We start from the raw sequence: 12228 nt of genomic DNA, 5'->3' as shown, positions 1-12228 counted from the left end.
GCATTAAGCAACAACGTTTCATTTAATTTGCAAAAAAAACCACATGACAACACTTTAAATTTGAAAATGCTTTCGAAGGACTGTATCACCTCCTTAAAAACCCTGACGGTAAGCGCTTTCAATAACAGTTATCAAATTATTAAAGAAATATATCTGACAAGGAAGAAGAGATCTGTAATTCCTCATTAAAATGCAGATTCGACTCAATTTCACTAAGATGAATGAGAGATAAGCGTTCTGCAAGATCACCATCCCTTTGCTTAATCGCATTAAAAATTTGCAAATGATCGTGAGAACCACATGTTTCCATTTTACCTCTTCCATAGATTGCTATAATCACATAAGTTAGGGAAATTAAGTCTTCCAGATATTGATAAAAATACGAATTCCCTGCGATTTCAGCTATTTTCAAATGAAAATCCCCAGATATTTTTAAAGATTCATAAAAATCCAGACTACCATAAATATGTCGTTCTTCTTCTACCAGAGTCTCTAGTTCTTTTAATTGTTGCTCGTTATAGAGGCAGCATGCTCTTCGCACTGCTTCCCCTTCTAAGATTCTCCTCATTTCAAATACTTCTTTTGCTTCTTCAATTGTTGAACAGGAGACAAAGGTACCTTTATGCTCTTTAATTTTCACTAATTTTTCATATTCCAATCTGCGCAGAACATTTCGAACAGGGGTACGGCTTACGCCAAACGATTCAGCAAGATCCTTTTCTATGAGTTGCATATTTGGCCGAAGCTTTTGCTGGATAATAGCTTGCTTGATTTTTTTATAGATATCTATTTCTAAACTATTCAACACTTTATACCTCCCCTCAATGAAGAATTCAAAATTGAATGCAGTATTGTATACAATACTGGGTAAAAAAATTTGAACTGGATGATTGTACTAAATTTTATAAACCTGATCATTTAAATTAAGTTGTTTAAAATGCTCCAATCTGTCTGTTTTCAAAGAACATACCCAAAACTCAAAAGATCTAGTCACCCTTCTTGTCCCTCAGTAGGCAACACCGTTTCAATCAGTGAGTAAAATATAACATTTTATTCTATATTTCACTTTTTTATACTATCACCACTAATTTAGTTTTTCAACAAAAAAATTTAAAATTCAGAATATTGTCATATGCTTATTAACATAAAATAAATACTATTATAATGCAATTTTTTAACTTAAACCTATTCCTTTAAGGTAATAACAACTTTTGCACCTCACCTCCCCATTATTACATATAGGAGAAGAGGCTGACCTTGTGTATGTGTAAGGCAGCCTTTCTACTGAGAAAAAAAGATTTTAATGCAGTAACATTTTAAGGATTAATGAAAAACAATATGCGTTCTTTAAATCATGAGTATATTGTTTACTTATATCACTTTTTAACTTTTATAAATGACTTAATTGCTTTTATAGCTGCTTCATAGTTCGGATGTTCCGTAATTTCCGGAACGTATTCAACATACTGTACGACATCATTTTCATCTACAACGAATACTGCACGGCATTCTAAACGATGTTCCTTTATATATGTGCCATAAGCTGTTCCAAATGACATCTTAATATGATCTGAAAGGGTTTGGGCTTGTTCTATTCCTGCTGCTCCACACCATCTTTTTTGTGCAAATGGAAGATCTACACTAATTGTTAACACTTCTACATCATTTCCAAGATTGCTAGCTAATTGGTTAAATTGCCGTGTTTGTGCGTCACATACACCTGTATCAAGAGAGGGAACACATGAGATAAGGCGGACTTTCCCTTTTGAATCTTCAAGTGTAACTTTTGAGAGATCGTTTGCTAACAATTCAAAATTTGGCGCTTTATCCCCAACACGAATTTCACTCCCAATCAACGTAACTGGATTTCCAGCAAATGTTACTATACTTGATCTTTCTATAGACATATTATTTTTCCTCCTATTACCTTAGCAATTCTTCTAAAAAAGGTTATCTTCAACGATAAGTAGTATAGCCATAAATTATGTGGTTAAAGGGTTTATCTACGTATCTAAAATATGGGGTACTGTTCAAAAGTTAGTATCATATTACTTCCTAAACATAGTAAGAAGCGCTATCACTACTTATTAAAAAGTTTTCAATTTTTTCTTTTACTACGTTCTGAACTGCGTTTTGGACTAAAGTCAATGTTTCATTCGGTAGTTCCGACCACTCTTTTTCTGTAACATGAATTTCTCGATTAAGAGTTTTTATCATCATATGTTCTAAATCTGTTGCAATATTCACTTTACTGATTCCACCATTAGGAATTTGAATTGCATTCTTTATCATCTCTGAAGGAGTGCCTGAACCGCCATGTAACACTAAAGGTACAGATGTTAATGCACGAATTTCCATTAAACGTTCAATATCAATTTTTGGATCTTTAACGAGATAAACCCCATGTGAAGTTCCGACAGAAACCGCTAATGCATCAATACAGGTCTCTTCAACAAACTGTTTTGCTTCTTCAGGCTCTGTAAATAGCTCTTCATCAACGTCGGTTTCAATAAAGTCGGTTGTCCCTATCTTGCCTAATTCAGCTTCTACAGTTACGCCTTTTGAATGTGCATACTCAACAACCTTTTTTGTTATCTCGATATTTTTCTTGAATGGTTGCTCTGATGCATCAATCATAACGGATGTAAAACCAACTTCGATGGCTTCTGCAATAACATCGAAATCCTTCGTATGATCTAAATGCAACACAGCAGGGATCGTAATATTCTCCTCTTGGATCACACGATAAAACTCTCGGCTAAATTCCGCTAAATTAATTCCATATCGTTCCTGCTCCCTCTCAGAAGTTTGAACAATAACCGCAGATTTCTTTTCTTGGGCCGCTCTAAGTATAGGAGCTACCATCTTTGTAGCTCTAGGGGTAAACGAACCGACAGCAAATTGATTTTGCGTAGCTACTGCAAGTACCTTTGTTAATGAACTAACATTGTTTGGTTTTAAATTTACTTTCATTCATTCAAACTCCCTTAAAGATGATTTAATTTATTTCGTTCATTCACGCCCTTTATGTTACCTAATAAGCAACGGTGTCTCTCTTAATTTTAAATACTTTTCTGAAAATTCCAACAACCCCCCCCCTCTTTCTTACTATCTGAAAAAATGTACGAGGATTCGGCATCTGACAGCCTCTTATCAACAAGGGTTTTCTAAATATAATGCTATAACCATGTAAAAAAACATTCTCAACAAAGATAAATGAATCCATTTACTTACTGATAAATTGGCAATTCAAATTAGGCTTCCACTATTGTTTCTGAATTTAATGAATCTTCTTTTTCGGTATCATTGCCAATCGTAAGGGCGATGATTGCTGCTACAATTATGGCTGCAATCATTAATATGAAAGATGAATTGTAAGAACCACCGCTGCTTTCAATCATATATCCCATTAAAAACGGGGCGATAAATCCTGCAATTGATCCGAAACAGTTAACAGTGGATGAGCCTGCAGCCATTATTTTCGCAGGCAGTGTGTCAACTACCAGACCCCAGAATGCTCCTTGAGCCAAGAACATGAAGAAGGCTGCAACACATTGATACGTAATGACCATTGCAGTGGAAGAAGCTTGAAGCATTAATAATAATGCCAACCCACCAATTACAGCATTAGGGATGAACACCCATTTTCTTTTTCCTTTTACTTTATCTGACAAGTACCCACCAAGAACAATGGAGACTGTACCTACTAGATACGGTAAGGCACTGAAAATGCCAGTATTCATTAAAGAAAGTCCTCTAACATTTATCAGATAAGATGGAAGCCAAGAAGTGAAGCCCCAGAAAGTAATATCAAAGAAGAACCAAATAAGCGCCATTTGCCATAAAATTGGTTTTCTTAAAAGTTCCTTAAAGGAAACTCCTGATTTCTTTTCTTCTTTTGATTTTTCAGTATTAATGTCTTCTTCTAATTCTGCTAGCTCTTCTTTCGTCATTTTAGGATGATCTTTCGGATTATCTTTGAATCTAAACCAGATATACAGGCCGAGTATAATGCCCGGAATACCCATTACGATAAACACTGTACGCCATCCAAATGCCCCAATAATTGCTGCAGCAGCAATAACAGCAATAGCTGGTCCCAACGTATTAACTGTTGACTGAATTCCTGTAGCTGTCCCGCGTTGCTTACTAGGAAAGTAATTAGCTATTCCTTTGTAAGCAGCACCTGGTAAACATGCCTCACCTAAACCGAAAACGAATCGAATAAGTAACATAAGTGGATAAGAAAAAATAAAACCAGTCAATGATGTGAAAATTGACCACCAAACAATCGCAATGCTCATCACTCGACGAAAGCCAAATTTATCTGATAACATCCCGCCCGGAATTTGGAACAGCGCATACCCCGCAAAGAAAATACTTAACAGTAACCCTTGAGCTGTTGCCGTTAAATTAAGATCTTCACCAATATAAGGCAATGCAATAGTGATAACCATTCGATCCAGGAAAGAAAACAGCCAACATAACCATAATACGAATAAGACAGTATAACGAACTTTCCATTTAGATTTCTTTTTCATCTGCAGTTGTTTGTTCATTAAACAAAAACCTCCTGAATGATTTCATTTCCATCATGTAAAGTTGTGCCTTTTCTAAACTAGTTACGGTGTTACAGTCTAAAACACGGGACATTACCAACTGATAACCTTTATACAAGCGCTTACATTTCTTCTTCCATTCCACAAAATAAATCATTAGCATATTTACATCGCCATACCTTTTATTGGTGCTGTAAACTAATTTTATTACATATTATTTCCCGTCCAATGAAGCACTTCAAATCATCTTTCTCACCCCCCTTTTAAATAGATTTGAAGAATATTAAAACTGAAGATGTTTAATCAACACTCTCAGTTTCTTAATAAGCAACGCCGTTTCTTTCTATAACCAAAAAAATTTTATATAAACAGAATGATTAGTTGTGTCGATCAGTAAAACAATCATTGTACTGATTTTTGTTGTTTTAAGGTAATAGGCAATAAGGCGTCGCCATAGACTTTATTTCCTAGATAGATTCTTTAGTCCCTTCATTATTGGTTTTCGTTGCTTATTAAGAAACTTAGTTTTACCAAAAAATCAATATCATCTTATTTATAATATTCTTACCTGAAATGAATTCTAACATGTGCATGAACCACTTTCAAGAAAATTCTGAACTTTGCACCCTTCCCCCTCAACTTTATGACACAGCCTTTCTCTTTTACTAGTAATGTAATAGTAATTGATATTTTATTACTTTGATTTTATAAGATCAGATGAACTTATAAAACACCAGCAATTACAAGCTGCCTATTAATCATACCGGCTTAGCCTATACACGTCCTCGAACAAAAGAAAGGTTCTTTCGCAAACATGACCATTAATACGATGAACATTTTGATAGTTACCTTTGTCTTCGGGCGAGCTATTAAAATGCTCAACAACAAATAAAAAGGGTCATCGCGAGTATAAATCGCCAACAACTTCTGTGCAACATGCCGATTTATCCTATTAAAAATAAGCGCTAAAAACACATGACAAAACCCCACCTGTTCCCATAGCAACTGGTGGGGTTTCTAACTGGCTTCTACATCTACATCAACCGGGAGGTCCATCTTTGCAGTCACGTCCTTTCGTTTAAACGGCTAATTTACTGTATTCATCCAACTGATCTTTAGTTAAATTTTTGATGAAATGGTCAATGTTTATCGACTCGATTTCATACCTTTCACAAATCTTTAAATAACTTTCATAAGCTTTATCATAAATGTTCATCATATAGATTCCTCCTTCTGTTATATAACAACAAATTTAACTTATTAATACTATATAACAACCTTAATTTCCCGTCAATGCATTTTTCTGAAAATTCGGTAAGAATTTCATTCTCTTAGTATTTCCCATATTGATCTTAGCTAACCGTCTCACTTAAAAAAAAAGTAGTACGCTAAGTGTTAAATCCCTCATCTTTTTAAATACTGCTTTTTTTCTCCAAAAGAAAAGAAGCTGCTGATCAGCTTCCGGTAATGAACTTCATTATGGATTTACCTAAACATTAAGGGCTATAAATGTTTCCATTTTTTGATAAATAATGTTAGGTTGAGCAAATATTAAGAGTGTGTAAATTAATTGTTGGAATTAGAAACTAAATATTTATAAATAGTATACTTCATTATAGATAATCGACTTTGGTCTTTGGATGTTCTAAGAACTAAAATGACATGGATAAACCGTCAATTCAAGTACTTTATACACAATTGAATCTGATGGACTTTTAATAAATGAGGAACGAAACGTCGATGGGAAAATAAGAAAATTATTTATTCGACCACTGAAAAAGGAAATATTTATGGAAGCCGGAAAGAAAGCTTATGAACTTAAATAATAGGAGGACTATTTTAGTGGATCAAAACAAAACAAACAGAAGTTTAAAGTCACTAATTGAAATACTATTAATTTCAACAAGGCTTGGTTTAACATCATTTGGTGGGCCAATAGCACATTTAGGTTACTTTCATGATGAGTATGTTAGACGACGAAAATGGATGGATGAAAAAAGCTATGCTGATTTAGTTGCTTTGTGTCAATTCTTGCCTGGTCCAGCTAGCAGTCAGGTTGGAATTGGAGTCGGAGTTATGCGGGGAGGTTTCTTCGGTGGAATTTTAGCTTTCCTTGGTTTTACACTGCCTTCGGTGATAGCGTTAGTAATATTAGCATCATTTTTCAAAGGAATGGATGTTTCAAATGCAGGCTGGATCCACGGATTAAAAATAGTAGCTGTAGCAGTAGTTGCACACGCCATTTTGGGGATGTCAAAAAATTTAACTCCAGATATAAAGAGAAAGACAATTGCATTAATAGCCTTGGTTGGGACCTTGCTTTGGCAGACTGCCTATGTGCAAGTTGGTATTATTATACTGGCCGCATTTATTGGTTTTCTAATTTATAAACAACACGACGAAAGTTATGAATCTAACGTTCATTTTCCGATTTCGCGTGGTGTCGGTTTTGTTAGTTTAGTTTTATTTTTCGGATTACTGTTTCTACTTCCAATTTTACGAGAGGTTACTTCATCAAATTGGATTGCTCTGTTTGATGGCTTTTATCGATCTGGTTCTTTAGTGTTTGGTGGTGGACATGTAGTCTTGCCATTGCTTGAACGTGAATTTGTCCCTACTGGCTGGCTAGACAAAGAGGCATTTCTTGCTGGATATGGTGCAACACAAGCGGTACCAGGACCATTATTTACGTTTGCAGCGTACATAGGTGCCGTGATAAATGGATGGCAAGGTGGCTTATTAGCAACAATTGCTATTTTCTTACCTGCATTTCTTCTTATTTTAGGGACATTGCCATTTTGGGACACATTACGCCGTAATCCTAAAGTAAAAGGGGCATTAATGGGAGTAAATGCAGCAGTTGTAGGCATCTTGATTGCGGCTTTTTATAATCCCATTTGGACTAGCTCCATCTCAGCTCCTATAGACTTTGCTTTTGCTGCCATCTTATTTAGTATGCTTGTGTACTGGAAATTGCCTGCTTGGTTTATAGTGATAACCGGTGCTACTGGAGGCTCACTTATGACGCTGATATGAATCTTTATTCATTTATCGTTTCACCTTTTATTGGCACATTTTTATTTCATTCATTATATTTTATTTTAAACTTTGAAAAAACTGCTTGTAAAAACAATTACGCTATATCTTTTAAGGCATAGCTCTCCGTTGGCAAAAAAGAAATAACAGGTAGTCCCACCTGCTATTTCTTTTAAATATATTCCGCTATAATCGACTGAACCCCATTATCACAATTGCATAATTTGTTACGCAGTTAGCAGAAACGGTTATTATTTTACTAATGTCCTCGCCTGAACATAAACAACGTATCCACCAACAATCGTTCGTTTAAATTTCAGGCGAAGTATACCAAATTTTGAGAAGAAGGATTGCACAGCCTTAATTACGATGTGGTAAGCGTAAAATAAGACAGCAATCCCTACTTTTAAAAAACAGAATTAGCTTGATGGGTACGGACCTCCCAAGAGAAAACACATGCATTATTTTTTAATGACTATCTAAGCAGCGCTTTGTTTGTTCCCTTTTTTGAAGGGGATGGGGTCGGGAGTATTTCTTTTTGTAATATAGGCCCGTATGTATCGACACGACGGTCTCTAAAGAATTGCAGAATTTTTCTAGTCTCTTCTATTTCTTTTAAATCAATTTCTTGGACAATAATTCCTTCTTCCTCATCAAGTGAAGCTAAAATATTCCCAAATGTATCGCTAATGAATGAACCGCCGTAAAAATTCATATCCTTTTCCTGGCCCACCCGATTTGTCGCAGCAACAAATACACCATTAGAAATGCCATGAGCGGAAATTGCCTTTTCCCAGGATGATCTTGTTGATATCTCGGGATGATCTGGCTCTGAACCAATAGCAGAAGGATAGAATAATATTTCTGCACCTTGTAAGCTCAAAATTCGGGCAACTTCTGGATACCACTCATCCCAGCAAATCCCAACTCCTATTTTTCCATAAGCCGTTTCATAGACAGGATATCCAGTATTGCCTGGAACGAAATAAAATTTTTCATGATACTGGGGACCATCCGGAATATGATTTTTTCTTGTAATCCCTAAACATTCCCCATCAGCATCAAATACAGCTGCACTATTAAAATAAATACCAGCACCTGCTCTTTCGTAAAAAGGGACAATCAAGACAATGGCCAATTCCTTAGCTAATTCACCCATTGCGGCCAATGTACCACTATCTACATCTTCTGCTAAATCATAATTTTTCACGCTAACCGTTTGCGGAAAGTATTGCGAAGAAAATAATTCCTGTAAGCAAACGATTTGTGCACCTTTATTTACTGTTTCTTTTATTTTCTCTATCGTTTTTTGAATATTTTCCGCAATGAATTCTCCGCAATGAATTTGAATAAGCCCAACTTTCACTTTTGACATTTTCTCACTACCTTCCTTTTTATCATTTTTTATCTTATACAGTTGTGACGACCTGGTTTTCATATACGATCTTACCATCCATGATCGTCATCTTTACTTCTGTTTCAAGAATTTCCTCTGTTGATATGCTAAATAAATTTTTATTTAATACTGCGATATCCGCTATCTTCCCTGCTTCCAATGTGCCTAATTCCTTTTCTCTGAAAGACCCGAATGCCGGTGTAGCGGTGTAATACTTTAACGCTTCTGCTAATGTTACTCCTTCCGACTCTTGCCACGCCTTCCCGGTTAAATCTTTTCTCGTGATTGCCTGATAAATGCCCATCATGGGATTTAAGGGCACTACAGGAAAATCTGTACCAAAGGCAATTTTTGCACCAGTATCCACGAGTGTTTTGATAGGATAATAGAGTGGTTGTTGTTTTTCACTGATTCTGGCCGTATATGCCTCACTTTCCATTAATTCAATATGTTTAGGTTGAAATGAGGCGATTACATTTAATTCCTTAAAGCGATGAACATCGTCTGGATGCAATACCTCCACATGTTCAATGACATGTCTGGCATCTCTTTCCCCATTTACGTTTCTCGCTTCTTCAAATGCATCCAGTGCTAAGCGGACAGCACCGTTACCAATAGCATGGAAACGAATTTGAAATTTTTCCTTATCTGCCTTTTTTACTAATTGTTTAATTGTTTCAGCTGGATAGGTGGTCCCGCCTTTTGTTTCAGGACGGTCTTTGTAATGATCCAATAAAAAAGCAGTATGACTAGTCACGACACCATCTATAAATTGTTTTAATCCAGAAAAGGTAAGCTTGTCTGACTGATAATTTTTTTGTAATTCCTTGGCGGCAGCTACATCCATTTTTAACTCCGGCGAAAAGTGAATTCTGGTTGTTAGTAACCCTTCTCTCTCAAATTCCTTAAAAATTTCAAGGTCGTCTAATGGATTCGGAGCAATTTTAGCTCCGTATAAATCATTAACGGATGTGATTCCCAACCTTTTTGTTTCATTAAGAAAATCTTGGAATAGGTTTACACGTTTTTCTTTCGGTAATTTGTATGCATGTTCTGATGCATACCCAATTGCCTGTTCAAATAGAAGGCCTGTCAGTTCCCCATTTTCATCTTTTCCAATTTCTCCATATTCCGGATTTGGGGTATCCTTCGTTAATTGGATCATTTCCATCGCTTTACTATTGATCCATGCGTAATGCACTTCTGCATTGAATAATAAAACGGGACGATCACAAATATATTTATCCAGTGTTGTTCTATGTGGCAGCACTTTATTCTTCCAATTGGTATGATCCCAGCCAACACCGAATATCCACTCATCATTTGGTCTCGTTTCTGCAAATTCGGCTACTATTTTGGCTGCATCTTCTTCTGAAGCTGCATCAAATAATTTGGCACTATCCTTCTGTAAAATGCTTCCCATCATAATGTGCATATGAAAATCATGAAATCCCGGAATGATCAGCCCCTCTTCGAAGTCATACACCTTTGTTTGATCTCCAAGGAATGACATTATATCTTCTTTAGAACCGATTTTAATCATTTTATTATCCTTAATAGCGATAGCTGCCTGTGTAGGCTCATCCTGTAATCCAGTAAAAACATGTTGACCAGAAAGAATGATGTCTGCATTTACCATTATTATCCTCCTTGATGCATAAAGCTTTTATGCTTTAATTTCTTTTTCAATCGCACTATCAATGGAAAGCTCTGGCGGCCGCTTACTAAACATTTTCGTATTTGCAAGCAGCATGATAACACCTATTCCGAACCATCCTAGTCCGAGTAAGAGTGCCTTTGAATCAAGACTGGTCCATAACCAAATTGTGAAGCTCGTACCAATCAGCGGCAATATTAGGTATTTCAGTGCATTAATTCCGTTTCGCTGTTTTTCTCTAATAAAATAATGGGAAATAACCGAGAGATTTACAAATGTAAAGGCAACAAGCGCCCCAAAGTTAATAAAGGATGATGCTGTCACTAAATCAACAAATAAAGCAGATAAAGCAAAAATACCAACTAAGATGATGTTGTGTGTTGGAGTTTGAAATTTTGGATGAATTTGACCAAATATTTTCTTTGGAAGAACTCCATCTCTCCCCATCGCATACAAAAGCCGCGAAACACTTGCATGAGCTGATAAACCGGAAGCCAGCCCACCGGTAATGTATCCTGCTAGAAAAATAGATTGAAATAAATGACCCCCGATGTACATGGCAATTTCCAAGGATGCGGAATCTGGGTCTTTAAAGGCTTGGAAATTTGGGTAAACAAGGTGACTGATGTATGAGATGGTGACAAACAGACCTCCTCCTATTAATGCGACGAGGAAAATGGCCTTTGGTATCATTTTTTTCGGATTAATGGTCTCCTCCGAAAATGTGGTAACAGCGTCAAATCCTAAAAAAGATAAACATAAAATGGAGGATCCTGCCAATACTAAAGATAGCGGTATATCGCCATTCACGAATGGAGAACTCATGAATAATGTTCCTGAACCCATTCCGTCAAGTACCCCTTTAATCGAGAGGAATGTAAATATAACGATTATTAAAAATTGAAAGGCAACTAATAATAGATTTATTTTTGTTGCTATTTTCACTCCAATTATATTTACAGCGGTGATTAAAATGACAAAGGCAATTAACCAGACGGAAAAAGGAACGGATGGAAAATACGCGTTTAAGTAAATGGCGATCAATAATCCATTGATCATTGGCAAAAATAAATAGTCCAATAGGATGACCCATCCCACTAAGAATCCAAGGTGAGGATTAAGGGCCTTTTGAGTAAATGTATAAGCAGAACCGGCAACAGGGTAGGCCTTGACCATTTGACCATAACTATAGGCTGTAAACAACATACCAACCAAAGCTATGATATAAGCAGCCGGCACCATCCCTTTCGTTATTTCCGCAACAACTCCATAAGTAGAAAAAACTGTTGTAGGTGCCATATAGGCCAATCCAAATAGCACTAAAGGAAATACTGTTAACGAACGTTTTAACTTTGCATTCTCCATGTATCACTCCACCCTTATTCGTGATTAATTAACTTATATGCAAATACCATACCAAGTGGGGATTAATGGTATTTTTCCAACAATTGAAATATACAGATTATTCGATGAATTAAAAGGTTTATGCAATTCTACATCAATTATTTAATATTGCATAATCAGTCGTCCAGTGACGGGATATGGCAACCCATTATTCAATACTTTTCTTCTTCAGCTAG

9 protein-coding genes are annotated in these 12228 nt (G+C 36.0%); 1 reads left to right on the top strand and 8 read right to left on the bottom strand.

All coding sequences use genetic code 11. The annotated features are described in order from the left end of the window. Nucleotides 1-139: 139 nt before the first annotated feature. The 5 genes from ACZ9AO_RS06945 to ACZ9AO_RS06925 all read right to left on the bottom strand — a co-directional run bounded on the left by ACZ9AO_RS06945 (nt 140) and on the right by ACZ9AO_RS06925 (nt 5778). A complete protein-coding gene (locus ACZ9AO_RS06945; protein ID WP_251541268.1) occupies nt 140-805 on the bottom strand; it encodes a GntR family transcriptional regulator in 666 nt (221 codons plus the stop codon). 571 nt (nt 806-1376) lie between these two features. Then, nucleotides 1377-1907, bottom strand: a complete 531-nt coding sequence (gene tpx, locus ACZ9AO_RS06940; protein ID WP_251541266.1) for a thiol peroxidase — start codon at nt 1905-1907, stop codon at nt 1377-1379. 148 nt (nt 1908-2055) lie between these two features. After that, the gene (locus ACZ9AO_RS06935; protein WP_476108748.1) at nt 2056-2973 is read right to left on the bottom strand and encodes a class II fructose-bisphosphate aldolase; all 918 of its coding nucleotides are present in this window, start codon (nt 2971-2973) and stop codon (nt 2056-2058) included. A gap of 281 nt (nt 2974-3254) precedes the next feature. Next, complete coding sequence (locus tag ACZ9AO_RS06930; protein ID WP_476108747.1) at nt 3255-4559, bottom strand: MFS transporter; 1305 nt, start codon at nt 4557-4559, stop codon at nt 3255-3257. Nucleotides 4560-5637: 1078 nt separating this feature from the next. Beyond that, nucleotides 5638-5778 carry a hypothetical protein gene (locus tag ACZ9AO_RS06925; RefSeq protein WP_153246179.1) on the bottom strand — a complete coding sequence of 47 codons (141 nt, stop codon included), beginning with the start codon at nt 5776-5778 and terminating at the stop codon, nt 5638-5640. Nucleotides 5779-6371: 593 nt separating this feature from the next. Here ACZ9AO_RS06925 and ACZ9AO_RS06920 point away from each other — a divergent pair. Then, nucleotides 6372-7595 carry a chromate transporter gene (locus ACZ9AO_RS06920; protein ID WP_476108746.1) on the top strand — a complete coding sequence of 408 codons (1224 nt, stop codon included), beginning with the start codon at nt 6372-6374 and terminating at the stop codon, nt 7593-7595. Between the two features lie 475 nt (nt 7596-8070). On the opposite strand, the gene ACZ9AO_RS06915 is transcribed toward ACZ9AO_RS06920, so the two are convergent. From ACZ9AO_RS06915 to ACZ9AO_RS06905, 3 genes are read right to left on the bottom strand one after another with little or no spacing between them, the layout of a single operon-like run. Beyond that, entirely contained in the window at nt 8071-8970 is a 900-nt protein-coding gene (locus ACZ9AO_RS06915; protein WP_476108745.1) for a carbon-nitrogen hydrolase, read from the bottom strand. Between the two features lie 34 nt (nt 8971-9004). Then, nucleotides 9005-10630, bottom strand: a complete 1626-nt coding sequence (locus tag ACZ9AO_RS06910; protein WP_476108744.1) for an amidohydrolase — start codon at nt 10628-10630, stop codon at nt 9005-9007. A gap of 27 nt (nt 10631-10657) precedes the next feature. Continuing rightward, nucleotides 10658-12013 (bottom strand): APC family permease, encoded by a 1356-nt coding sequence (locus ACZ9AO_RS06905; RefSeq protein ID WP_251541254.1) that lies wholly within the window; start codon nt 12011-12013, stop codon nt 10658-10660. Nucleotides 12014-12228: the final 215 nt, after the last annotated feature.

This window comes from Peribacillus sp. TE19612, assembly GCF_056279465.1.
This window is presented reverse-complemented; position numbering and strand designations above follow the sequence as displayed.

Coding starts and splice junctions, on each gene's coding strand:
- ACZ9AO_RS06925 (WP_153246179.1), bottom strand. CDS start 5,778: ATGATGAACATTTATGATAAAGCTTATGAAAGTTATTTAAAGATTTGT.
- ACZ9AO_RS06920 (WP_476108746.1), top strand. CDS start 6,372: ATGAACTTAAATAATAGGAGGACTATTTTAGTGGATCAAAACAAAACA.
- ACZ9AO_RS06915 (WP_476108745.1), bottom strand. CDS start 8,970: ATGTCAAAAGTGAAAGTTGGGCTTATTCAAATTCATTGCGGAGAATTC.
- ACZ9AO_RS06935 (WP_476108748.1), bottom strand. CDS start 2,973: ATGAAAGTAAATTTAAAACCAAACAATGTTAGTTCATTAACAAAGGTA.
- ACZ9AO_RS06905 (WP_251541254.1), bottom strand. CDS start 12,013: ATGGAGAATGCAAAGTTAAAACGTTCGTTAACAGTATTTCCTTTAGTG.
- ACZ9AO_RS06910 (WP_476108744.1), bottom strand. CDS start 10,630: ATGGTAAATGCAGACATCATTCTTTCTGGTCAACATGTTTTTACTGGA.
- tpx (WP_251541266.1), bottom strand. CDS start 1,907: ATGTCTATAGAAAGATCAAGTATAGTAACATTTGCTGGAAATCCAGTT.
- ACZ9AO_RS06930 (WP_476108747.1), bottom strand. CDS start 4,559: ATGAACAAACAACTGCAGATGAAAAAGAAATCTAAATGGAAAGTTCGT.